Origin of the sequence: Paraburkholderia sp. UYCP14C, assembly GCF_004197395.1 — a bacterium.
In the GTDB taxonomy this organism is placed as follows: domain Bacteria; phylum Pseudomonadota; class Gammaproteobacteria; order Burkholderiales; family Burkholderiaceae; genus Paraburkholderia.
Genome location: NZ_SELS01000002.1, coordinates 86,700 through 110,770 on the forward strand (window position 1 = coordinate 86,700; position 24,071 = coordinate 110,770).

At 63.9% G+C, this 24,071-nt stretch carries 21 protein-coding genes; 6 read left to right on the plus strand and 15 right to left on the minus strand.

The genetic code is table 11. The features are described 5' to 3' along the window. Positions 1-33: 33 nt before the first annotated feature. The 3 genes from EVC45_RS02160 (at position 34) to EVC45_RS02175 (ending at position 5,547) form a co-directional block, all read left to right on the plus strand. A complete protein-coding gene (locus EVC45_RS02160; RefSeq protein WP_129956395.1) occupies positions 34-2,529 on the plus strand; it encodes a glycogen/starch/alpha-glucan phosphorylase in 2,496 nt (831 codons plus the stop codon). Next, the gene (gene glgX / locus EVC45_RS02165) at positions 2,519-4,615 is read left to right on the plus strand and encodes a glycogen debranching protein GlgX (protein ID WP_248295008.1); all 2,097 of its coding nucleotides are present in this window, start codon (positions 2,519-2,521) and stop codon (positions 4,613-4,615) included. The genes EVC45_RS02160 and glgX overlap by 11 nt, the downstream gene beginning before the upstream one ends. Before the next feature lie 479 nt (positions 4,616-5,094). After that, on the plus strand, positions 5,095-5,547 hold the full coding sequence (locus tag EVC45_RS02175) for a universal stress protein (RefSeq protein ID WP_129956397.1): 453 nt from the start codon (positions 5,095-5,097) through the stop codon (positions 5,545-5,547). 93 nt (positions 5,548-5,640) lie between these two features. Here the strand turns inward: EVC45_RS02175 and EVC45_RS02180 are convergent, their stop codons facing one another. Further along, a complete protein-coding gene (locus EVC45_RS02180; protein WP_129956398.1) occupies positions 5,641-6,438 on the minus strand; it encodes a hypothetical protein in 798 nt (265 codons plus the stop codon). Positions 6,439-6,968: 530 nt separating this feature from the next. On the opposite strand from EVC45_RS02180, the gene EVC45_RS02185 reads away from it, so the two are divergent. Then, positions 6,969-8,084 (plus strand): transglutaminase-like domain-containing protein, encoded by a 1,116-nt coding sequence (locus EVC45_RS02185; protein WP_129956399.1) that lies wholly within the window; start codon positions 6,969-6,971, stop codon positions 8,082-8,084. Between the two features lie 99 nt (positions 8,085-8,183). Here the strand turns inward: EVC45_RS02185 and EVC45_RS02190 are convergent, their stop codons facing one another. The 10 genes from EVC45_RS02190 to EVC45_RS02235 form a co-directional block, all read right to left on the minus strand. After that, complete coding sequence (locus EVC45_RS02190) at positions 8,184-8,429, minus strand: hypothetical protein (RefSeq protein ID WP_129956400.1); 246 nt, start codon at positions 8,427-8,429, stop codon at positions 8,184-8,186. Then, positions 8,426-9,673 carry an alkaline phosphatase family protein gene (locus EVC45_RS02195; RefSeq protein WP_129956401.1) on the minus strand — a complete coding sequence of 416 codons (1,248 nt, stop codon included), beginning with the start codon at positions 9,671-9,673 and terminating at the stop codon, positions 8,426-8,428. Before EVC45_RS02195 ends, EVC45_RS02190 begins: the two co-directional genes overlap by 4 nt. 189 nt (positions 9,674-9,862) lie before the next feature. Beyond that, positions 9,863-11,317 (minus strand): DUF2252 domain-containing protein, encoded by a 1,455-nt coding sequence (locus tag EVC45_RS02200; protein WP_129956402.1) that lies wholly within the window; start codon positions 11,315-11,317, stop codon positions 9,863-9,865. 48 nt (positions 11,318-11,365) lie between these two features. Then, positions 11,366-13,102, minus strand: coding sequence for a SulP family inorganic anion transporter (locus tag EVC45_RS02205; RefSeq protein WP_129956403.1), 1,737 nt, complete (start codon positions 13,100-13,102; stop codon positions 11,366-11,368). Then, a complete protein-coding gene (locus EVC45_RS02210; protein ID WP_248295009.1) occupies positions 13,099-13,368 on the minus strand; it encodes a hypothetical protein in 270 nt (89 codons plus the stop codon). Before EVC45_RS02210 ends, EVC45_RS02205 begins: the two co-directional genes overlap by 4 nt. Before the next feature lie 126 nt (positions 13,369-13,494). Then, the gene (locus tag EVC45_RS02215; protein WP_129956404.1) at positions 13,495-13,905 is read right to left on the minus strand and encodes a potassium channel family protein; all 411 of its coding nucleotides are present in this window, start codon (positions 13,903-13,905) and stop codon (positions 13,495-13,497) included. Between the two features lie 30 nt (positions 13,906-13,935). Further along, positions 13,936-14,949 (minus strand): DUF2955 domain-containing protein, encoded by a 1,014-nt coding sequence (locus tag EVC45_RS02220; protein ID WP_129956405.1) that lies wholly within the window; start codon positions 14,947-14,949, stop codon positions 13,936-13,938. A 7-nt stretch (positions 14,950-14,956) separates the two neighbouring features. After that, positions 14,957-16,093: an HlyD family secretion protein gene (locus EVC45_RS02225; RefSeq protein ID WP_129956406.1), complete on the minus strand. Its 1,137-nt coding sequence runs from the start codon at positions 16,091-16,093 to the stop codon at positions 14,957-14,959. Next, positions 16,090-17,628 (minus strand): TolC family protein, encoded by a 1,539-nt coding sequence (locus EVC45_RS02230; RefSeq protein ID WP_211193359.1) that lies wholly within the window; start codon positions 17,626-17,628, stop codon positions 16,090-16,092. Before EVC45_RS02230 ends, EVC45_RS02225 begins: the two co-directional genes overlap by 4 nt. A 29-nt stretch (positions 17,629-17,657) precedes the next feature. After that, the gene (locus EVC45_RS02235) at positions 17,658-18,761 is read right to left on the minus strand and encodes an AI-2E family transporter (RefSeq protein ID WP_129956408.1); all 1,104 of its coding nucleotides are present in this window, start codon (positions 18,759-18,761) and stop codon (positions 17,658-17,660) included. 289 nt (positions 18,762-19,050) lie between these two features. Here EVC45_RS02235 and EVC45_RS02240 point away from each other — a divergent pair, with 289 nt between their 5' ends. Continuing rightward, complete coding sequence (locus EVC45_RS02240) at positions 19,051-20,028, plus strand: dienelactone hydrolase (RefSeq protein ID WP_248295010.1); 978 nt, start codon at positions 19,051-19,053, stop codon at positions 20,026-20,028. 9 nt (positions 20,029-20,037) lie between these two features. Here the strand turns inward: EVC45_RS02240 and EVC45_RS02245 are convergent, their stop codons facing one another. The 4 genes from EVC45_RS02245 to EVC45_RS02260 form a co-directional block, all read right to left on the minus strand. Further along, positions 20,038-20,439: a GFA family protein gene (locus EVC45_RS02245; RefSeq protein WP_129956410.1), complete on the minus strand. Its 402-nt coding sequence runs from the start codon at positions 20,437-20,439 to the stop codon at positions 20,038-20,040. A gap of 154 nt (positions 20,440-20,593) precedes the next feature. Further along, positions 20,594-21,022: a nuclear transport factor 2 family protein gene (locus EVC45_RS02250; protein WP_129956411.1), complete on the minus strand. Its 429-nt coding sequence runs from the start codon at positions 21,020-21,022 to the stop codon at positions 20,594-20,596. Positions 21,023-21,238: 216 nt separating this feature from the next. Continuing rightward, complete coding sequence (locus tag EVC45_RS02255) at positions 21,239-22,171, minus strand: hypothetical protein (RefSeq protein ID WP_129956412.1); 933 nt, start codon at positions 22,169-22,171, stop codon at positions 21,239-21,241. 226 nt (positions 22,172-22,397) lie between these two features. Further along, positions 22,398-22,790, minus strand: a complete 393-nt coding sequence (locus tag EVC45_RS02260) for a tautomerase (RefSeq protein ID WP_129956580.1) — start codon at positions 22,788-22,790, stop codon at positions 22,398-22,400. Between the two features lie 233 nt (positions 22,791-23,023). On the opposite strand from EVC45_RS02260, the gene EVC45_RS02265 reads away from it, so the two are divergent. Next, complete coding sequence (locus EVC45_RS02265; RefSeq protein WP_248295011.1) at positions 23,024-23,935, plus strand: heme-binding protein; 912 nt, start codon at positions 23,024-23,026, stop codon at positions 23,933-23,935. Positions 23,936-24,071: the final 136 nt, after the last annotated feature.

Below are 24,071 nucleotides of genomic sequence, written 5' to 3' on the forward strand. Positions count from 1 at the left end.
TCGTCACCCGCAGCATGCACCGGGGCACGCACCATGGCCGAATCTCCCACCACGACCTCGCCGCAAAACACGGATGCGGCGCGCACCGGCCTGAGCGCGACTGAGCTCCGGCGCGGTGTACTCGACAATCTGCTGTGCCTGCGGGGCCGCTATCCGGCGATCGCTTCGCCGCATGACTGGTACATGGCGCTCGCGTACAGCGTGCGCGACCGACTGCTGGCCCGCTGGGCGGCATCGGTACAGACCTACGCCGAAGGCGATGTGCGGGTCGCCTGCTACCTGTCCGCCGAGTTCCTGATCGGCCCGCAACTCGGCAACAACCTCGTCAATCTCGACATCGAGACCAGCGTGCGCGAAGCGCTGGGCCCGCTCGGCGTCGACCTCGACACGCTGCTCGAGATCGAGGAGGAGCCGGGGCTCGGCAATGGCGGGCTTGGACGGCTCGCGGCCTGCTATCTGGATTCGCTCGCGACGCTGGAAATCCCGGCTATCGGCTATGGCATCCGCTACGAGTTCGGTATCTTCGACCAGCAGATTCGCGACGGCTGGCAAGTCGAAACCACTGATTTATGGCTGCAAAAGGGCAACCCCTGGGAGATCGTGCGCGCAGAGGTGGCCTACTACGTGGGCTTCGGCGGCAGCACCCACTATGAAACCGATGCACGCGGGCACCTGTGCGTGCGCTGGACGCCTACACGGCAGGTCAAGGGCGTCGCTTGCGACACGCCGATGCCCGGCTATCACGTCCACACGTGCAACACCTTGCGGCTGTGGAAGAGCGAAGCGGTCGAGTCGTTCGACCTGCAAGACTTCAACGCCGGCGACTATTACGAGGCCGTCAACGAAAAGGTCATCTCCGAGACGCTGTCGAAGGTGCTGTACCCCAACGACGAGCCCGAGATCGGCAAGCGCCTGCGCCTCGCGCAGCAATACTTCTTCGTGTCGTGCTCGCTGCAGGACATGCTGTGCCTGCTCGAAATCAAGGGCGAACCGATCGGACACTTCCCGCAGTTGTTCAACGTGCAGTTGAACGACACCCACCCGTCGATCGCGGTCGCCGAGCTGATGCGTCTGCTGGTGGACGACAGGCGGGTGCCGTGGGACGAGGCCTGGGACATCACGCGGCGCTCGCTCGCGTACACCAATCACACGCTGCTGCCCGAGGCGCTCGAAACCTGGGGGTTGCCGCTGATGCGCAACCTGCTGCCGCGCCTGCTCGAAATCATCTACGAGATCAACCACCGTTTCCTCGACGAGGTCCGGCAGCGTTATCCGGGCGACGACGCGCGCATCGCACGCATGTCGCTGATCGACGAGCGCGGTGACAAGCTCGTGCGCATGGCGCATCTGGCGACGGTCGGCAGCCACGCGATCAACGGCGTGGCCGAACTGCATTCGGGGCTGCTCAAGCAGACCATGCTGCGGGATTTCGCCGACATGTGGCCCGAGCGCTTTCACAACGTCACGAACGGCGTCACGCCGCGCCGCTTCATGCTGCTGTGCAATCCGGGGCTCGCGCGGCTGCTCGACGAGACCGTCGGCGCCGGCTGGGTCACGGATCTCGCGCGACTGCGCAAGCTCGAAGCCTACGCCGACGATGCCGCGTTCCAGCAGCGCTGGCGTAGCGTGAAGCAGTCGAACAAGGCCGTGCTTGCCGGGCACATTCGCGCCGTCACCGGCATCGGCGTCGACATTGCCGCGCTGTTCGACGTGCAGGTCAAGCGCATCCACGAATACAAGCGGCAACATCTGAACGCGCTCCTGATCGTCACGCTGTACCGGCGCCTGCTGCGTGACCCGCACCTTGCGCTGACACCGCGCTGCTTCGTATTCGGCGGCAAGGCGGCGCCCGGCTATGCGATGGCCAAGCTGATCATCCGTTTGATCAACGGCATCGCCGAAGTCGTGAACAACGACCCGGTGGTGAACGGGCGGCTGAAGGTCGTGTTCTATCCGGACTTCAATGTGAAGAATGCCCACTTCATCTACCCTGCCGCCGACCTGTCCGAGCAGATTTCGACGGCCGGCAAGGAAGCGTCGGGCACCGGCAACATGAAGTTCATGATGAACGGCGCGCTGACGATCGGCACGCTCGACGGCGCCAACGTCGAGATCCGCGAAGAGGTCGGCGACGAAAATTTCTTCCTGTTCGGCCTGAGCGCCGACGAGGTCGAACGTGTGAAGCGCGCGGGTTATCGCCCCGCTGACTACGTGAAGGAGAACAGGGAACTGCGCGAGGTGCTGGAGCTGATCGCCGACGGCCGTTTCTCGCGCTCAGACCGCGAGATGTTCCGACCGCTCGTCGACAATCTGGTGCACGCGGACCCGTTTCTCGTGCTCGCCGATTACGCCGCCTACGTGGCGCGTCAGGACGAGGTCAGCGCCGCCTGGCAGGACACCCGGCGCTGGAGCCGCATGTCGATCCTGAACACCGCGCGCTCGGGCAAGTTCTCCTCCGATCGCGCGATCGGCGAGTACTGCGACAAGATCTGGAAGATCCGCCCGATGAGGATCACTCTTGATCAATGACCCTGAAACGGAATTGGTGCGTACTTATGCGGTTCGCTCCGGCTCGCGGTTTCCGACGGGCGCGAGCGCGGTGCCCGACGGCATCAATTTCTGTATCTTCTGCCGCCACGCGACGCGCGTCGAGCTATTGCTGTACGAGGCCGCGGACAGCCCCGAGCCGTTCCAGATCATCCCACTCGCTGCCGATCGCAACCGAACCTTCTTCTACTGGCACGTGATGGTGGAGGCGCTGCCGTTCGGCACCTGCTACACATGGCGCGTGGACGGCCCGCGCGATACGCAGTCCGGCGGCTACGCGTTCGATCCCGACATCGAGCTCCTCGACCCGTATGCCCGAGCAGTCAGCGACGTGCTGTGGACGCGGCCCCCGAACGGCCAACCTCATTCCACCGGGCACGCAACCTACCGCGCGATCGTCACGGAACCGCTGCCCTCGCCTTCAACGCGCATTTCGCGCGGACTCGACGACGCAATCATCTACGAGCTGCACGTCGGCGGCTTTACCCGTGATGCGTCGAGCGGCGTTGAGCATCCCGGCACCTTCGCCGGCCTGATCGAAAAGATTCCGTACCTGACGCAACTCGGCGTGACCCATGTCGAGCTGCTGCCGGTGATGGCCTTCGACGCACAGGACGTTCCGCCCGCGACGACGGCTCTGGGCCTGACCAACTACTGGGGTTACAGCACGCATAGCTACTACAGCCCGCACCCTCGCTACTGCCGCGATCCCGCGCGCGCACCGCAGGAGTTCCGTGCGCTGACCGACGCCATGCACGCCGCGGGCATCGCCGTGCTGCTCGACGTCGTGTTCAACCATACGGCCGAAGCGGGCGAGACCGGACCCGTGATCAACTTCAAGGGCTTCGTCAACGATATCTTCTACCACCTCGACCCGGCCGACCGGCGCCGCTATCGGGACTACACCGGCTGCGGCAACACGGTCAATTGCAACCATCCGCTGGTGACGACGTTCATCATTCGCTGCCTCGAATACTGGGTGGAAGAGCTGGGTGTCGATGGCTTCCGGTTCGATCTCGCGAGCATCTTCGCGCGCGACCAGCGCGGCGAGCTGATGGCCGACCCACCGCTGCCCTGGGCGATCGAGTCGTCGCGGGTGCTGTCGCGCGTGCCGCTGATCGCGGAGGCGTGGGACGCCGCCGGCATGTATCAGGTCGGGGCCTTTCCCGGCATGGCGTGGGCCGAGTGGAACGGCCGCTATCGGGACGTGATTCGCCGTTTCGTGCGCGGTGACCCCGGCCTCATCGGGACGGTCGCCACCTGCATCGCGGGCAGTTCGGACCTCTATGCGGACGACGGCAGGCTGCCCAACAACAGCATCAACTTCGTGACCTGCCATGACGGCTTCACGCTGATCGATCTCATGAGCTACGGCTCGAAGCACAACGAGGCCAACGGCGACGAGAATCGCGACGGCAACTCCGACAACCTGTCGTGGAACTGCGGGGCCGAGGGCGAGACCGGCGACGCCGGGACTCTCGATCTGCGGTATCGCCAGGCGCGCAATGCGATGGCGATTCTGTTCCTGAGCCTTGGCACGCCGATGATGCTCGCCGGCGACGAGGTATTGCGCAGCCAGCGCGGCAACAACAACGCCTATTGCCAGGACAACGCGCTGAGCTGGTTCGACTGGACACCCACCGAGGCCGGCTCCGCGATGTCGCGCTTCGTGCGCGAATTGATTGCGCTGCGCAAGCGCCACGCGAGTCTGCGCCGGCGACATTTCCTGACCGGCCGGCCCTCCGCCGGGCAGACCCGGCCGGATGCGGCATGGCATGGCGAGCGCCTGAACGAACCCGGCTGGCACGATGCAAGCGCACGGCTTCTCGCCGTCACGCTGGGCGGCGAAGAGCCGGGCGAGCCCGCACTGCACGCGGTGTTCAACATGGACGATTGCACGCGCACGATCCAGTTGCCCGCGCCCGACGGGCGGCATTGGAGGCGTATCGTCGATACCGCGCGCGACAGTCCGCACGACATCGTGCAGGCCGCGCAACAGGCCGCTATCGAAAGCGATCAAGCACGCGTGGCGGCGCGCAGTGTCGTGGTTCTGGAAGAAGCGAGCTGAACCCAGGTCGGGGTGGCCAGAAACAGCGGGCGGGCCTGACGGCGCGCATCGCTCAAACCGGCCAGGCGGACTATCATTGATAAAAGCTGCATTCATCGGCGCAGGAGTACATCATGACCTCCAATCCATCCGCTGAGCCGACCGGCACCTCTCACGACCCCGCGCGGACGTCCGCCGGCATGACTGGCAAGCCCGATCCGAAGGCCCCCCAAAATCCGGCCCCAGACGATCTTCCCAACGCCGACGCGGCAGAGCCCGAGCCTCATGAGCATCTCCCGTCCAGAAGCGACGACAACTGATTCAACACAACAGGTGCCGACGTCGTCCGCGTGCCGATCCACGCGGCAGGTTCACGAGTGGATCGCGCATGCTTTCGCGCCGACGCCGTGAAGTCGGGGAACGCTCGCGGTTCACGCAAATGGCTCGATGCATTGCGTCAGACAAAGTCACGGCCGGTTTGAACCGCACAGGAGCAGATCATGCAGAACGTGCTGGTAGGTTATGACGGATCGGCGTCCGCGCAATATGCGGTTGCTTTCGCGGTCGATCTCGCGAAGCGCTTCGACGCGCGCTTGCACGTGCTCGTCGTCGCGCGCACACCGGACTGGGGTGCGATCGAGCATGAGCGAAAAGACATCATCGATCTGGAAGTGCGCCATGCCACCGCGATCCTCGACGAGATCAAGTCGAAGCTCGCCGCTTCGAACGAGGCCGTGCAGTTCGATCTGGTGGTCGGGCCGCCGGCGAAGGAGATCGTGTTGTACGCGGAGCGGCATGCGATCGACCATCTGGTGGTGGGACATCGCGGACATACGCCGTTCGATCGCTGGCTGATCGGTTCGGTCGCCCGCCAGGTGCTCGCCTACGCGCCGTGCGCGGTCACCATCGTGCGCGATCCGGCGACGATGAAAAAAGCGCGGCATGAGAACTGAGCGCTATCGGCATCGAATTCGGAGCGGGTGAACCCGCCGGGCAAGCGGTCTTAGCCCTGACGATCCGGCCGCCTGCGCAGTTCAGTCATGGCTTCAGGTCTCCGGCCTGGGGCTCCTAACCGCGGCAAAGCGGCGTTGGACGGCGACGAGTTGGTCGTCGGTAGTCGCTACCAGCCACAAGCGTGCGTGCTCCGCGATTTCCCGGTTATGGTCCTTCAACGGGCCCATCGAGGTCGCGGCCTTCCAGACCACCGGGCCGGTTCGGCTACTCCTGCCCGACGGCGCGCCGACCAGCAGGCAATAAGGTCCAAGCGGAAGCGAGACGAACGGTGCCGCCGAACCCGCACGCACACGCCAGTCGATGAACGGTGTGTCGCTGATAAGCAGCGGCATAGACAGGCCGTAAAGCACGCTGAAATCGTACAGCGCCAGTTGCTCGCGCATGCCCACGTAAATACGCCGGACATCGGCGATCACTGCCGCGCGGATTTCATCCTCGAACATCGGCTCGTTTGCATAGCGCTCATAGGCGGCCCGGGCGTCCACCTGATATGCGCTGAACAGCCCGAGTTCCACGCAGTCATGAACCGCGCGATGGACCTCCGCCACGGAGCCGGCCTCATCCGGCTTGCCCAGTTGCGCTGCTCGCAAGAATCGCGCAAGTCCCGCTTCCTGGATCGCCGGGCCATCCGTGGAGGCATCGCCGTCAGCGTCCTTGCCGAGCGGCACGTAGACATATTTTTCGGCCGCGAAGCGCGATTTCTTGCCTTCATCGAACTTGATTTCGCCATCGGTGCAGTCGAGATAGCGAGTACCGATTCGTCCATGCTCCCAAACCCAATTCTTCAGGAACGGACGGAGTGGATGCAACGTGTCGTGCTCAGCAGCCATTCAAATCTCCCCATGCGTTCGGATAGTTCCACGTGGTCGCCTGTTCTATCGAGCACAGGATACCCAATCGCATCAGGGGATCGGCCTCTTCGAATCAAAATAAAGCGGCCCGGTTGACGAACCAGCGACCGGCGCGAGCGCCCGCCATCGCGATTCGCGTACGGCCCAACGGGCGATGTCGAAGGGAGACGAACCTACGACTTCCGGCAATTCAAAGTGTGCGGGCAATGCCAACAGGTATCGCGTGCCTGTTGGCCGAGGCGCGCCACGGGGCGTCCGCAGCAACTCGACCCGCGAAGCCAATTTTCTTTTTAATCAATGGCATAGAGCAATACGACGAATTGGCACGTCGCGTGCAATGTTGGCTGCAAGCCAGCGTTGCCTTGCGCCGGATGGCGTAAAACGCCATCGGAGGGACTTCGAAACACCGAAGCGCATCGGCGCCCGGCGCATCGGCGCCCGGCGCATCGGCGCCCGGCGCATCGGCGCCCGGCGCATCGGCGCCCGGTGTGGCTTCCTGGAGTTTCCCTATGCCGCTCGCTCGACTATTCTCCCGCTTTCTCCAGTGCGCGTTGGCAGCCGCCGTGCTTTTGCCCCTTGTCGCGGGCGCCGCGAACCTGCCAGACGCTTCGCAACCCTATGCATCCGGCACGCGCGACGACGGTCCCGGCGATTCCGCGACGCCTCACGCGCTGAAGGCCGGCATCGAGCGCCTGCGCACCGGCACGTGGTGGGAAGCCAACCGCAAGATCCGCCCGGAACTCGCGCAGGTCGGCGACCTGATGTTCCTGCTGCCGCTTGCCGACCGGAATCTCGAACCATCGTCGGATGCGATCGGCCGCGTGCAGCGCCTGCGCGAGGCACTGCGCAGCCACCTGACGCGCGAACCCGCCGGCTGGAGCCGCCTCGTTGCGCAGGTGCGGGCACAGCGCGTGAAGGCCGGCGATGTGTCGGCCGTGCTGCTCGCCGACGCGCTCGTCAACGAGGTCCGCTACCGCGACGGAACCGACGGCAGCTACTACCCGCCGGCGCGGTTCTTCGCCGAAAGCGGCGTGTGCAAGGATTTCGCCGTCGCCAAGTACCTGCTGCTGCGCGACGCGGGTTTCGACATCGCGCGGCTGCGTCTGGTGTCGCTCGCGCCGCGCTACAACAACACGCCGGACGACTGGCACGTCATCCTCGTCGTGCAGATCGATCGCGCGAGTGAACCGCTCGCACTCGATTCACCGAGCGCGCCGCCCGCGAAGCGTGCCGGCGATACGGCCAACGAAGCCTCGGCTTCGATCGGTCCGTCCGCGCTGCTCGGCGCGATCCTCGCCGGCCGCGAGCCCGCCGAAGCGGTGCTGCGCGCGCCCGCGGGGCCGCTTACCGCGCCGCTCAGCCGGTCGGGCCAGGCGCGGCGCCCGCTTGCGACCGTGTTCAACGAACTGGGCAGCCGGTCGTTCGAACGCGCCGCGCCGGGCGCGCCGCGGCGCGCGTCGGCGGCCGGGCGAAGCGCGAACGCGATGTATGTCGACGAAATGGGCGAGCCGTGGAAAGTCGACGGCTCCGGGACGTTTCCGAAGTGGCGCGTCGTCGATGACCAGTCGGACGCGCTGGCGAAGCGGGGTCCGGCGGCAAGTTTGGTACGCGTGGCGGCACGCTGACCGAGGTGTGTATGGCGCGCGTGCGGCAAGCAAGCCGTAGCACCGGTCTGCAGGTTGTATTTGCAGCGAGTAACCCCGGGGAACTGCGCGCCGCGAGTGCTATTGCCCGCTGCCGCGCCGAGCGTGACGCCGCTTTTCGCGCTCTTTCGTCAGATGCGGCATCACTTCCTCGATGTACTCTCTTGCATCGCCGCGCGTCGATACCCGACTGAAGCGCCGGTGCGCCTTGTCCTTTCCCACTAGCTCCATGTGGGCCTTGCGCAGCACGTGCAGCAGCGCTATCAGCGTGCCGCTTTCGGGCACAGGTTCGTGATCGCGCGGATGTGCGGGAGTCGTCCGAGTCATGTTCCTATCCTCTCCGGGCAGTCCGTGCGGCAGGTCTGCGTGATTAGCGACAGCAGATCGTTGGCGTTCCTGTCGCGATCCGTTAGCGGCGGAAGACCGAACAGGCGCTCGAGGGTCGCGAGCACGGAACTGTGATCGTAAGTCGTGTCGTCGACCTTGCCTCGTGCGACCCAAGGCGACACGACGATCGCGGGAACGCGCACGCCGTACACGTTGAAGCCGAATCCGCTCGCGTTCAGCGTCCCGGTAGCACCGTCGTTCGGTGGTGTTGCGGGACCGGGCGGCACCGAGTCGTAGAAGCCGCCGTGCTCGTCGTAGAGAATCACGAGCAGGCTGTTGTCCCACAACGGGGAGTTGCGAATCGCGTTGTACACGCGGGCGACGAGCTGGTCGCCTGCGGTGAGGCCATCCATCGGATGCTGCGAACTGCCTCTCTCGTAGGTGTCGTTCACCACGTCGCCGTAGCTCGGCTCGATAAACGTATAGCGGGCGGTGTAGCCTGCGGCGAGGTCCGTTTCGAAGTGCAACAGGTCGTCGACGTCGCACAGGCCGATGCCCTTGATCGACGCGACCTGCGGAATGCGGCCGAGCGGATCGCCCAGGTGGTCCTGGTACAGGCGGTAGTTGTCTTTGCCGAGCTCGTCGAATATCGATCCTTTCGGAAAGACGAAGCCATCCAGCGCTTCCCATTTGCCCATTTCGGCCGCGGTCGGCGAATGATCGAGCCCGGCCGACGACGCGCCATGCAGGAAGTAACGGTTCGGCCAGGTCGGGCCCGGCAGCGACGAATGCCACGCATCGCACAGCACGAACTGAGTCGCGAGCTGATACAGCGCGGGGGACTGCGTACGGGCGTCGACTCCGCGCATGATGTCGTCCACCTGCCCGCTTTGCGGCGGTGCGCCTTCGGTGCGGGCAGTCGCGTAGTTCGACACGAAGCCGGAATTGTTCACGGGCGGATAGAGCTGCCCGCTCTGGAACTTCACGCCCGCGCCGCATAGCTGCTCGAGCACGTCGGCGAATTCATGCCCGGGGTCGGTGGGCATCTGGCCGGGTGCGCCGTCGCCGAACGCGTAGGTGGTGCCGTCGTAGGTGTTCGCGTTTCCGGTGGCGGTCGCCGCGGTAATGCCGGGGATGCCCGACAGCGCGAACAGATGGTCGAAAGACCGGTTCTCCAGCATCAGCACGAAGACGTGCTGGATGATCTGGTCCAGACCGGCCGCGGCCGCTGCGTTTGCGTTCATGAAGCGTGCTCCTGTCGTTCGCTTGACGTCCGAGCTGCTTTCCTGCTTCGTTCTTCGTTGATGACTCGCCGATCCGTTCGGGACGCACTCGTAAATAAGACGCGCTGGCGGCAGCCTTTTTTCAGCGCACTGGACCGCCCGGCTTCCGGCAAAGACTGCACGGCCTTGCCCGTAACAGAAGCCCTCCCCTCATTCACGAATCACCTGGATACGCCCCGCCTTGACCGCCGCTTTCAACACCGTCCAGTCCGCCTCATTCTGTTCCGCGTAAGCGAGCGCGAATTGCACGACGGCTTCGTCGAATGCGTCCGACTTGCCGACATATCCGCAGAGCAACGCGGGATCGCCTGCTTTCGCCATCGAATGGGCCAGCGCGTGAGCGCAGGACACCGCGTATTCGCCGAGATCTTCGACGTCGAACGTGGTGAAGTCGAACGCGCCCTTCATGTCGCGCAATTGCCGCACATAGAAGTCATTGCCGGTGTGACGCATCTTCGACCAGCCGAGGAAAATGTCGCTGGCCGACTGCAGCAGACGCTGCCCGTTCACTACACGCTGGCCGTGATTCGGATAGCGGCTCGGCGTCAGATACTCCTCCAGCACGGAAGCCCGCGCCTCCTTGAGCTGCAGGAACAGCGGGCACTCGCCGTCGGCCATGAAAAGCGCTTCGTAGCACCGCGTTCCCACCGAGCCGATGCCCACCACGCGAATCGCGACATCCACCAGTTCATAGCGATCGAACAGCGCGCGCCGGTCATCGGGAAGCGTTAGCCGATAGTCGGCGAAGAACCGCCGCACCATCGACTGGTACTGCTTCTGGTCGTGCGGACTCTCTAGCGGGACGTGGTACACGAGCGGGGGAGCGTCCTTGATGCGCAGCTTGCCGTTGACCATCTCGGTTGCGTGCGTCATCACGGTGCGCGACGACTGCTGCTTCGCCTTTTCGATGACCGCCAGTTCCATTCTTCTCTCCTCCAGCGTATCGGCAATCGCCAGCATGCTGGCCGCCTTGAACTGGCAATACCAGACGTCGAGCGTGTCCATGCCGCTCAATTCGGCGAGCCGCAGCCGGAAGGTCTGGCACAAGCGGCGCACCACGCCGCGTTGATCGCGAATCGCAAAGCCGCGTTCGCGCGCGGCTATCACGAACGATGCGGCGAGCCTGCGCACGTCCCAGTCGAACGGACCCGGCAGGGTTTCGTCGAAGTCGTTGGGTCCGAAAAGAATGCGCCGTTCCGGACTCGCGAACAGTCCAAAATTGGCCAGATGCGCGTCGCCTCCCAGTTGCACGGTCACCTTGGAGTGCGGCAGCTTCGACAGGTCGTGTGCCATCAGCGGCGCGGCACCCCGATAGAACGCGAACGGACTCGCGACCATGCGTCCGTAGCGGATCGGTATCAGCTCCGGCACCCGGCCCACGTTGGACGCGTCGAGCAGAGCGATAGGATCGCGCTCCGCGATCTTGCAGGTCGCCAGCTCCGCGCGCGGCGCCTTCTTGCGCGCCGCCTTGCCCTGCTCGATGCGCGCGGCCAGCGAGCCTCGCCCGGCGAACAGCGTGGACGGATCTTCTTGCGCCGCCTGCGTCTTCGGATCAGCTTGATCCGTGGCGGGTTGGGTCGGCTTTGCAGCAGCGGGATCAGACACGCGTCACTCCTTGTTCGAATCGGGATCAAGCGGCTTTGTCACTTTATTTCATCGCGGTTTGTCGGCGTCCGGTGCGGCCGCGTACGCGGATGGCGACACATCGCGTAGTGCGTCGATCGCCGCGTCGATCGTCGCGAAGATCTCGCGATGCGTGCCAGTCACCCGCAGTGCCTTATACCGCTCGAGCTCCTGCCGCACGCCGGCCGGAACCGCGACCACGGCGATGCCCAGGCCGCGCTGGTCGAGCTCCACGCCCAGCTGAAGCAGCGTCTTGGCCGCCGTGTAGTCGATATTGTTGATCTCGGTTGCATCGATCACGATCCAGCGCAACGGAACGCTTGCCTCGTTGACGAGTTTCATCACTTCCTCCGTGAAGCGCCCCGTATTCGCATAGAACAGATCCGCCTCGAACCGGTAGACGACGATGCCGGGTGCCGCGAGCAGATTCGGCTCGACGCGATGTGCGACCCAGTGGCCGGTGGGGGTGCGCGTCAACACGCGCGTGCGCAACCGGTAGCTATGCCGCGCATGCGCGATCAGCGACAGCACGACGGCGGCCAGAATACCGTGCATCACATCGACGAACACGACCACGCCCGCTGCGAGCAACGCAACGACGAATTCGTCCTTCTGCATGCGAAAGAGTTCGGCCATCCCCTTCACGTCGATCAGCTTCACACCGATCAGGAAGACGATAGCCGACAGCACGGCGGCAGGCATCAGGCTGAGCGGCCTCGTGAGGAACAGCAGCACCAGCAGCACGATCACGGCCGTGGTCAGATGGGCGACCTGGGTGCGCCCTCCCGCATCGTCGACGATTTCGGTCTTGGTCGGACTGCCGTTCACGACGAAGGTGCCGGTGAACGCCGCGGCCGCGTTCGCCGCCGCGAGGCCGATGATGTCGGCATTGTCGTCGCCCTTCTCGTTGTGGCGGGTGGCGTAGGCACGCGCGGTCGCCGCGCTCTGCGCGATGATGACGATGAAGCACGAAGCCGCCGTCGCCAGCACCTGGTTGATGTCGTTCATATGCAGCGGCGGCATGAACAGCGACGGCAGTCCGCTCGGCACTTCCCCCGTCACCGCGATGCCACGTCCCGCGAAATTGAACACCCCGCTGGCCACGATCGAGCCGATCACGGCGATCAGCGCGCCGGGCGCGCGCGGCGCGAGGCGCTTGCAGCCGATGATCACCGCGAGTACGACGAGCGAAATGATCGTGGTCGGATAGTTCGCCTCGGCGACACGTTGAACCACGCTCACCAGTTGCATGACCGGGCCGTGCCCCTGCTTCGCGAGCCCGATCAGCCCGGCGAGTTCCCCCGCCGCGACCTGCACGCCTACTCCGGTCAGAAAGCCGATCAGTGCGCTGCGGGAAAGAAAGTCGGCCAGAAAACCGAGCCGAAAAATGCGCGCAATCACCAGCAGCACGCCGACCGTCAGGGCCACCGTGCTAGTGAGGCCGATGTATTCCTTGCTGCCCAGCGCCGCCACGGTCGTCAGCGTACCGGCAAGGATCGCGGCCGTTGCGGAGTCCGCCGCGACCACCAGTTGACGCGAAGCGCCCAGAATCGCAAACGCCACCAGCGGCAACAGGATCGTATAAAGACCGGTGACGGTGGGCGTGCCGGATATCTTCGTGTATCCCATTACCTCGGGAATGCCGAGCGCCGCCAGCGTGAGTCCGGCGATGATGTCGTGCGGCAGCTGAGCGGAATTGAACGGCAATAGCCCCTGCAGAAAGGGCGAGTGATGCGGATGAGACTGCGAGGAAGCCGCTGGTTTCATGGGCCCACCTCCACTCGGGTCGAGATTATGTCGACGAGCGCATTCGCGATGATCTCGTTGGCGATCACAATGAGATCGAGCCCATTCCACAGCGATGTAAGTATTTTGTTTGGGAATGAGGTGTTGGACTGATCGAGGATCGGCAGCCCGGCGGTAGCACATGCGAGCAGCACAACGAGAAGGCCGATCGTATGACGCGCACGGCGGTGCCATTCTCGAATACGGATTACCCCAAGACGAGGCTCATCCACACGGAAGATCCACATCGTTACCTCGGATAGTTGGTCTGATCGAGACAACAGCGAACCCAAGCCAAGACAATCAAGGTCCCCCTTTTCGCGCCGGTAGTCAATAGTCAAGAGCCCTGAAGGATCGTCGCCTGAACCGGCCGGTTACCTGCGCATCTGGTCAACCCCGTTGGCCTGTCCGTCCGCCTCCGCCCGATGCGCTGCCTCCTGCACGCCTCGCACGGCCGCGGCGACGAACAGCCCGGTGAACACCACTCCGATCAGCCCGAGGCAGACCGCGTCGATCCGGCCGAACGTCGAAGTGGGCACGACATCGCCGTACCCGATCGTGAGCGCCGTGATTGCGCAGAAGTACACGGTTTCACCCATCGCCGACGGTGTCCGGTTCGCTGTCTCGACAGGCGCGCCCCAGTAGTACATACCAATCGTCAGCAGGACGAACAGTAGCAGCAGGCCGAGCAGAATCGCCCGCAGATACCACACGGTGAGCGCCGTTTCCTTCAGGATCTCGCCAGCGTGAAGACGGCCAGCGCGACTGCTCGTCGCATTTCCCATTGCACGCTCCTCTACGATCGCCGGACCGGGTCACTCCACACGGCGGTGCTGCTCGAAAAGCAGAAGCATCAAACACGCATAGACCGTGACGGCCAGAAAGAGCCCCATTCGCACGGCAAACGCGGTGTAGACATCCTTGCCCGCCACGCTGTCCTGCACCGATTGACCGAGCAGAATGATCATCGTCACGAGACTGTTCAGCCAGAATCCCGGCGAGCAACGCGTCGGTTGCAGGCCGTACAGCTTGCGTCCCACCAGCAGGCCGAACAGCAGCATCCACAGAAAGAACATCCACAGATGCACGAACAGCCGCAGCGCAAACCAGAACGCGATGGCGAGCAGACCGCCGAGCAGCGTCGAGCCGATCAGATCGCGCGCGGCGCCGCGGGCCGAGGTCGTGCAGGTTTGTCTGCCGAGGCTGACGGACTTCATGATGATCGGCATGTAGCTGGCCGGATCGGTCATCGCGAGCAGATAGGCCGGCATCACGACGAGCGCGGCACGCAGCGCGAGATAGGCCGCCTTGTCGTCCGCCATGACTGCCGCGACGGGAGGTTCTCGCGCATCCATGCGTTCCGGAAACAAGCTGTGCGCCAGCGTCGACACCAGCACCGCAAGCAGCAGTCCCTTCGCCAGCGCGCCGACCACAGTCAGGGCCAGCTCGAAGTCGGACGTGCCCGCGGCTGAAATCATCGTCAGTCCCGCGACCAGAAAAGTCGCGACGAGATTGTTGCCGCCGCGCAGTCCATAACGAAACGCGAAGAACAGCATCAGCCCGACGATCAGCACGCCGGCCAACGCGTAATGCCGCAGCAACGGAACGAGCAGCAGGCCGCTGCCGGTGGTCGACGCCACGACCAGCGAAAGAATCACGCCGGCCTTCAACGACAGCGGACGATTCTGCGTGGCCAGCAAAAAAACCGCGAATACCGGCGCGACGACGGGTATCGGGAAATCGAATCCAAAGCTGACGGCGACGGCGAGCGCCGTTCCCAGCGCAACACGTATCGCGCGATAACCGAGGCGCTGGATCACGGGCTGCATAGCATGCTCAATAGATGTAGGAAAGCCAGCTCATCAGCCGTATGAACGCATGCCCCAGCGGATTGAGCGGATTACCCTGGGTCGGAAACGCCATCACTTCGGCCTGCCCGCCTACCCGCAGATCGCGCAGACGCGCGCGCTCGCTGTCGTCGAACTCGACGATCACCGGAAAGCGTTGCGCGGGACGCAGCCAGTCGCGGCTATTCTGCACGGTGGGCAGGCCGCCGGCCGGCGTGCTCTGGCCCACGCTCACGCCATAGCCGACGCTGCGAACCCGGCCGCCGAACACTTCGCCGGGCAGCACGTCCAGTGCGATCTCGACACGCGTGCCGGGTTTGAGATGGCCCAGATTGTTCTCCGTCATGTCGGCGCTGACCCACACGTCGCGGATCGCGATCAGCGTCATGACCGGGTTGCCCGCCGCCGCGAACTGACCGACTTCGGTGCGCAGATCGGTCACGACGCCACTCGAACGAGCGCGAATCCTCGCATTGGCGAGATCGAGTTCGGCCTTTTCCAATGCGCCGGCGGCGCTGCGCAACTGCGCGTTCTCCGCTTCGCTGCCGCCCTGCTGCTCCCGCGCGCGCTCGACCTCGGCACGCGCTCCGTCGACCTGGCTCAGCGCCTGTTCATGCGTGGCCCGCGCGACCTCGAGGCGTCGCAGCGAGACGGTGCCCTCGTCTTCACGATAGAGCCGCTCGAGACGGTCGCTGTCCTGGCGCGCCTTGACCTCGTTCGCGATGGCGGCCCGCAACCCCGCGAGTGCCGACTCGATTCCGGCCGTGCTGGCACCGACCTGACGGCGCGTGGACTCCAGATCGGCGCGCGCCCGGTCGGCGGCAATGCGGTACGGTTCGCTATCGACTTCGAACAGCACGTCCCCCGCATTGACATCCTGGTTGTTATGGACGAGCACCCGCGTCACGCGTCCCGACACCTCGGCGGCGACCGGCACGACATAGGCCTGAATCCGCGCCTGTTGCGTGTACGGCGTGAAACGGTCGGCGAGCAGATACCAGATCAGGCTCAGTACGATCACGCACACGACCCACTTGACCGCCCTGCCCGAAGGGTCGGCCGCAGGCGCCGACGGCTTCGGCGGGGCGGACGCCGGAGGCTCGCGGCTATCCTGGGTATCGCTCATCGTGGCGCCCCTTCGGCTTGCCCAGGCGCAACGGAAGACGGCGTCGCTTCATCGAGCAGGTCGCCCCAGTCGGTGCGCTGCCGCATCTGCGCGCGCGTCGCCGCATCGACGAGCGGCTGCTCGGTCTCCCAGCCGCCTCCGAGCGCCTTGTAAAGCGCGATCACACTGCCGACTGCGTTGCTGCGATTGACCACGTACGCGTCCTGCTGCGCGAACAGCGCGCGCTGCGCATCGAGTACCCGCTGAAAGTCCGAATAGCCTTCCCGATAGATCGTATTGGCGAGCGTGAGCGAGCGCCGCGCCGCGCCTTGCGCGTCATTCAGAATGGTGTCGCGCTGCAACGCGGCGATCAGCGCCGTGGCGGCGTCATCGGCCTCGCGTGCCGCGTCGCGCACCGTGTTCTGATAAGCGACCGTCAACTCCTGCAGCCGCGCGTCCTGAACGCGCACGTTGTTGGTGATCCTGCCGTAGTCGAACACGTTCCACGTCACGCTCGGGCCCGCGGCGAAGAGCAGTGTGCTCGGTGCGCCCGCGAGCGAACTGGCGGTCCACGTGAGCGTGCCGAGCAACGATACCGATGGGTACAGGTCCGCTTTGGCCACGCCGATCAGCGCCGACTGCGCAGCCATCTGATACTCGGCAGCGCGAACGTCGGGCCGGCGCAACAGTAGATCGGCCGGCACGTCCTGCAGCACCGCATGATCCACGAGCGGCACCACGCCTTCCTTGCCCGCCTGCACGTCGAGTTCCGGCAGCGGACCCGGCGCTCGCCCGATCAGCCCCGACAGCGCATGACGCGCCAGCACGATCTGGCTCTCGAGATCGGGGATGCTGCTCAAGGTCCCCAGGTACTGTGTCTTCGCCTGCTGGAAGTCGAGTTCATCGGACTCGCCGGCCTTGAAGAGCTTTTGCGCGATGTCGTAGCTGCGCTTTTGCAACTGCGCGTTCTCGCGCGCGATGCGTAGCCGCGCCTGCGCGACCCGCAGCGTGAAATACGTATCCGCGACCTGCGCGTGCAACAGAACCAGCGCATCGTCGCGGTTGGCTTGCGCGGCGAAGAACGAGGCGTCGGCCGATTCGATCGCGCGACTGAAACGCCCCCAGAAATCCAGCTCCCAGCCAACGATGAAGCCCGCGCCGTACTGCACGAAGGCCCCCGACTTCGGGTTGAATCCACCCGAGCGCTTGCGCGCCGAAGGCAGCACATCGGCATTCACCTGCTGCACCTGCGGATAGCGTCCCGCGAGCGCGATGCCGAGCTGTGCGCGTGCCTCGAGCACGCGCAGTCCGGCGATCTTCAGGTCGCCGTTGTTCGCGTCGGCTGAAGCGATCAGACGTTCGAGATTCTGGTCGCCGAAGATCAGCCACCATTGGCGCACGTCGGGCTGTGCGCCCTGTTGCGTGACCTGCGTGATCGATGCGCTGCTCCAGTGCTCGCTCCACGCTTCATGCTGCGGCTTGAAGTCCGGCCCTACCCGCATGCATCCGCTCAGGCCGACCGTCCCGAACAGCACTGCGATCCCATACGGACGCATCAACGGTGACACGGAGCCATCCTCGAGCTTCAGGTCTGCTTCTGTTCGTGGCTCTGTTTGGATTGCGGCTGGTCGCGGACCCAGCGCCAGAACAGCTGATAACCGACGGCCAGCATCACGGGCCCGACGAACAGCCCGATCACGCCACCTGTCACCATGCCGCCGAGCGCGCCGATCAGCACGACGGGCATCGGCACCGCAACGCCGCGGCCCAGCATCAAAGGCTTGAGCACGTTGTCGGCGAGGCCCGCGACGAACACGTAAACCGAGAAGATGATGTTGGCGGTGGTCACGCCGTCCGTGACGATCACGAAGGCGATCACCGGAATGGTGATCAGCGTGGCCGGCAGTTGCATGATGCCGAGCAGCAGCACCGCCAGCGCGAGCAGCCCTGCGCCGGGTATCCCCTTGACGACGAAGCCGATGCCGATCAGCAGCATCTGGATGAACGCGATGCCCACCACGCCCTGCGCGACTGCGCGAATCGTCGCCGTGCACAAATCGGCGATCTGAGTGCCGTTCTCGGGGCCCGAGATGCGCGAGGCGATTTCCACCGCGCTGTGATAGCCCTTTTCACCATGAGCCATCAGGATTCCGGCGACAATCAGCGCGACAAAAAATATCACCAGCCCGGCACCGAGACCCGTCACCGTTGAAAGCACAACGAGGCCGGCCTCCTTCAGCTGCGGGCCGAACTTATGCACGAGGCCGGTCAGGTCCGTCGATGCCTGTTGCCAGAAGTCGTACACACGCTGGCCGACCAGCGGCCAACTCGCGACCGACTCCGCGGGAGGCGGAATCCGGAACTCACCGGCCTTCGCAATGGCGATCGATTTCTCGATCGAATCCGCTACCGCGAGACCCATCGCATACGTCGGCACCAGAATCACGGCAAACGCGACAAGGACGATCAGCGTGGCGATCAGGCCATCCTTGCCGCCGAGCATGGAGCGAAGCATGACCTGGAGCGGATAGAGCGTGATCGCAAGAATCACCGACCAGGCCATCAGGTTAAGAAACGGAGCGAAGATCCGAAAGCAGAACACCGCCAGGATCGCGATGAGTCCGGCGCGGATCAGCACGTCGAGCATCTCTCGGGACTGAGTCCGTTGAGGAACCGGTGTGAGTAGCATAAGTTGTTCTCCCGCCAGGTCGCGTCGCGGTTCGGCGGCGACGCCGTGATAGGCCTGCAATCGCGAAAACTCAAACCCACTGGAACGTTTTTGACGCCAATACCAAGGCCTGCCCGCAATTCCGGCATCTTCAGGAAGAGAATCGCGCCGGCTTCGTCGTCGACAAAGCCCGGCGTTTCACTACTATTGAACCCGCACCCGGAATATTCAATTGGACTTTGGTCTCATAGGCTCGACCCGCCCGGCGTTCAGCCCGGCGCCGACAACCATGGAGAACCCCGTGAGATTGATGGCCCTCGTCACCGTGCTTCTGGCCTTGATGCCGTGCGTCCCAGTCCTCGCCGCCGGGGTCGGCTTTCAGAAGGTCGACATTCCGAATGGCGCCGAGCCGCCGCTCACAGCGGGAATCTGGTACCCGACCGATGCGCCGGCGACGCCGCGCGCGTTGGGCAACGTCACCCAGACCGTCGCCGTCGACGCTCCGATCGCGGGGGAGCACCTGCCGCTGGTGGTGCTGTCGCACGGCGGCGGCGGCTGGTACGGCGCCCATTACGACACCGCTCTGGCGCTGGCTCGTGCGGGCTTCGTCGCGGCGGCGCTCAGTCACGCCGGCGACACGTTCGACGACCAGAGCCGCGTGCTGCAACTGTGGCGCCGGCCTGCCCAGCTTCATCGGCTGGTGGACTACATGCTCGACGAATGGCGTGGGCACGAGCAGATCGATGCAAACCGCGTCGGCGCATTCGGCTTTTCCAACGGCGGCTTCACCGTGCTGGTGGCCGCGGGCGGCATGCCGGATCTGTCGACGATCGCTTCGTTTTGCGAGGCCCACCCGGATCATGACCTGTGCGCAGCGTTGCGGCATGCGGGCGTCGACGTCCCTCTCGGCGCGGACGTTCCCGCCGGCGTCTGGGTCCACGATGCACGCATCAAGGCCGTCGTCATCGCGGCGCCCGCGTTCGGCTTCGCATTCGGCCATGCGGGCTTGAGCGGCGTGCGCGCCCCGGTCCAGCTGTGGAGCGCCGCCGACGATCGTCACCAGCCGCATCCCTGGTACGATGAGCCGGTGCGTGACGACCTGCCCCGCGCTCCCGACTATCGCGTGGTGGCCAACGCAGGTCACTACGACTTTCTACCACCCTGCGAAGCGCGTCTTGCGCGGCTGCGCCCGGAGATCTGCGGCAGTGCACCGGGCTTCGACCGGGCGGCGTTCCATCAAACATTTAATGCCGATGTGGTGCGGTCTTTCGAGTCGATGCTGCGATAGGCCAGAGACTTAGCCGAATTCGTCGTGTTGCGGCAGTTGGTCCGTGATCGAATACCACGGCGCCTTTGAACCCACGAAAATATGGGCGGTGGGAGACATGGTGGGCGAATCCGTCAGTGTTCCCAGTGTGACGTGAACGTATTCGCCGTTACGCACCACCGAGAACATCAGGCTTCCACATATTTTGCAGCGCACATCGTGCGATGCGCGTTCATCGCCGAAAATCAGCAGGCTGTCTTCGCCCCGAGTGATGCGCAGCTTGTCGCGCTCGATTCCCGCGAATGGTTTGAACGCCGAGCCGGTCGCACGCCGACAGCTCGAACAGTGGCAATTCAACGCATAGACGAATTCGTCCTTCACCGAGTAGTGGACGGCACCGCAAAGGCATTGGCCGGCAAGCAATGGTTTCATGGCTGCTTTCGAACAGAAGGTAGGTCGCAAATTGGAAAGTGAGGCAGCCGTGATTATTCGCGAGTCGAAGCGCGATGTCGAACCGCCGGACCCGGCCGAACCCGGCCGATGCCGGATGGATAATCTGGCGTCGCCCTGGTATCGGCCTGAGCCGCTAGCGCTTGAACATCACCTGCGCCGTGCCGCCCTCGATCGGAGACGACGTGTGCTGGTGGACGATCTTCCATCCATCGGCCTGCTGCCGCAGCGTCATGGTCAGGCGATTGTCCATCGAACGCAGTTCCTGACCGTCGGCGTTGACGGCCTGGTATGTCGCGAAGGCGTGGACAACGGCGAGGTCCGCGGCGACGACCGTTTGCGCGTCGCTGAAATTCACGATCACGCGTTCTCCCCCCAGCGAACCGAACCAGCCCTCCGCCATTGCGCGCCACGATGCGATGCCGTTGTACGACCATGTACCCCACATGTCGAAGATCACCGCATCACGGTCGTATAGCGCGATGAACGCGTCTACGTCTTTGGCCAATACCGCGCCTTGGTAGCCTTCCAGAACTTGCAGGATCGGATTGTCGGGTTTGTTCACGGCGTGTGCTCCTGAGTCGGATTGAGATGGCGGCCAGAACCGGGACAAAACGTCGGCTCCGAAGTTCTCGACCGATTGTCTTACCAGCTAACGACGATCGACGAATCACCGGATCGACATCCAGGCGGAAAAATCTGGAACGCGATTGCATCACATTGATCAGATCACGCGCAGGTCGCGGGCGTTCGGGCTGGGGAAGCCCGAACGCCGCGCAAACTACTGGGCGGTCTGCTGACGTTGATACTCGTTGTGCTTCATTTGCATATAGTCGTCGCGGCTGACCTCGTGCAGTTGCCGCGGATACTGCTCGGTCGCATCGAACCAGTCGGCGAAGCGTTTGTCGACGCGCGCGTCGGCCGGGCTCGAAAGCGCGCCAAGATAGGCCTCGATGGCGAGGTAATAGCGCATCGTATTGCGTTCCACCAGACCGCGCACGCCGCCGATGTATTGCGGATCGCTCGCCGACGAATCGGGCGTCGTGGAAAAGCCGACCTTGTCGCTGCCGATCGTCGCCAGATAGGTCTTCATCGCAAATCGTCCCGCCGTGCCGTATCCGTACGCGTAGGTCAGATGAATGAAGGTGCGGTTATCGCCCACGGGTATCGCTTCCAGCACGATACGGTAGTCTTTGGTGCTCAATGGACCCGTGGCCGCGCTCAGCTCGACACGAAAATAATCAGGGGTGCTCGCTACCGGGCGAAACTGAAATTGCACGCGGTACGACGATGAAAGAGATTCCTCGGTTTTCTTGCCGATGTTCACGGTGAGGACCGTACCGCTATCTCCGGTCGACGCGTGGCAGTACTTGGTGTTCAGATGCAGGATCAGCACGTCGCACCAGTTGGCCGGACCCCGAACCGGGTCGCCGAGCGCGCCGCTGACCACCGCGAAAGGATGGTTGAGCACACCGTAAATATCGCCCTTCAGCGCCGACGGCAACTCCTGCGATTCGAGGTACAGCGGCCGCTGAAACTGGTTATGCGCGAGTTGCTGCGTCAGACTTTGATATTTCGTGCGCAGGCGGGCCGCGCTGTCGTCGGCCTGCACCAAGGCGCTCTGACATAAGAAGCAGAACACCGTGGTCATCACGATCATCCACCACGGTCGCGTCCGCCGGTTACCCGCCGGGGATCTGGTAAGCCTGCTCATGGTCCTCCTCCTACTTTGGCTCAAGTTGCGGCGCACCGGATCTCGATCCGATCGTGGCGCCCTCTTTGCTCCCGCATTTCCGCAGGCGGTGGCGTGGAACGTACCAACAACATCGATGTCGGCTTCCAGCGTACTACTCGCGGCCGCATCGTCGGGTCTGCGCGCACATCTTCACCGCCGTCACACCACCCTACGCAAATACCGGGCCGCGGACCTCGAACCCTGATCACTGGCCCGGCTCCCATTCCGGACTGTAGCCTCCGAGCGTCGGGTGATACATCTCGTCTCCGGAGTGCTGAGTGAACTCGACGTTCAGTCGGTCCTCGCGCAAGCCCAGAATCTCGATGCAGAGCGCGCAAAGGGCCTTGGCCACCTCCATGCGCAACTCCGGCGCTCGCCCTCTTCTGATATCGAGCATCAGCAACGCAACGGGCACCGGTTCGCCGCCTTCCTCCGCAATGCGCCAGACGCTGCCGAGACCGAGTTCGCGTATGGCTACGGTGATTCGCCTGACGTCGACCGACATCATGCGGGCATACGTCTCACTCATCTTCGCTGCGAGCAGCCTTTTACTCTCCACAGAGTATTGATCGTTTACATCAAGCTGTAGATAAGGCATCGCGTCGATCTCCGGGGAAAGTGTTTCGCACGCGCCAACAACTATATGCCGCGCCATGACATCGATCAAAAGCGTCAGCGCACCCTGGCAAGCGATGGGTCGCCTGACTCGCCTGCGTCGAGTTCGATTATGACCTCGTCATTTGCGGGTTGCTCCTGTCATCAGCGGACGACCGCTCAAACGATTCTGGCGTATTGCGTGGCTGACGGGAACTCTGTTTTGGCCAATCGCCTTTGCATAATGGTCTTCACCATCTACACGAAATCCCGGATCAACGAGATACGTTCGTTGCCGGGAATTCGCCACCCGCATTCAACAGCCATGAGTCGTTTATTTCATTGGCTGTCCTATCGTTTGTTCACCTTCTCGCCCGCAGCGTGTGCGCTGTTAAATCGATCATCAGGAGAATCGTCATGAATAAGATGCTCACCGTCGCTGTCGCAGCGTTTTGCATTGCGTCCTTTTCGCATGAAAGTCGCGCGTCTGGCGACGATGACGTTCCACAAGCCCGATGCACGCTGCCGCAAGGTACGGTCGCATGGGTGGAAAAGCAGTTGCGTGTGGTCGTGAATCTGTCCGATGCCAATGGCGGGATCTTCAAGCCCAACCGGATGTGGGCGGCCATTGTCGATCGGCAGGGACATCTCTGTTCGGTGATCGTGACCGGAGATGCCTGGCCCGGTAGTCGGGCTATCGCCATCGCGAAGGCTTATACCGCGAACGGCTTTAGCAACGATGCACTCGCGCTCTCGACGGCAAACCTCTACGCGGCCACCCAACCTGGCGGCTCCCTTTATGGGCTGAACAATTCGAATCCTTTTGACGCGCGCTTCCTCGAACAGGGCAGCGGCATCGGACACACGCTCGGCGGCGTGATTACCTTCGGCGGAGGCGTCGCACTTTATGCAGGAAGGAAAGTGATAGGAGGATTAGGCGTGAGCGGCGATAGCGCCTGCGCCGATCATGCGATCGCGTATCGCATGCGCAAGCTCGCGGGGCTCGACACCGTGCCCGGCGGCGAAGGCCCGAACAACACGGATAACATCGTTTATTCAACCAGCGGATCTCCGACGGGCTTCGAGCATCCTCATTGCTTCCCGAGCGACCTGAGCGCCGCCAAAATCGAGCAGATACCTTCGCACTGACGGTGCTTCGCACGGTTGGCCGACCGACACCCACGGGCGACGGCAATCATCGGCCCGTGGCGAGGTTTCAGCGGACGACCGTCAAATCACATCGGGCTTCCGGACAACGCGCCGGAAGCCCGCATCGAGTTTCGGA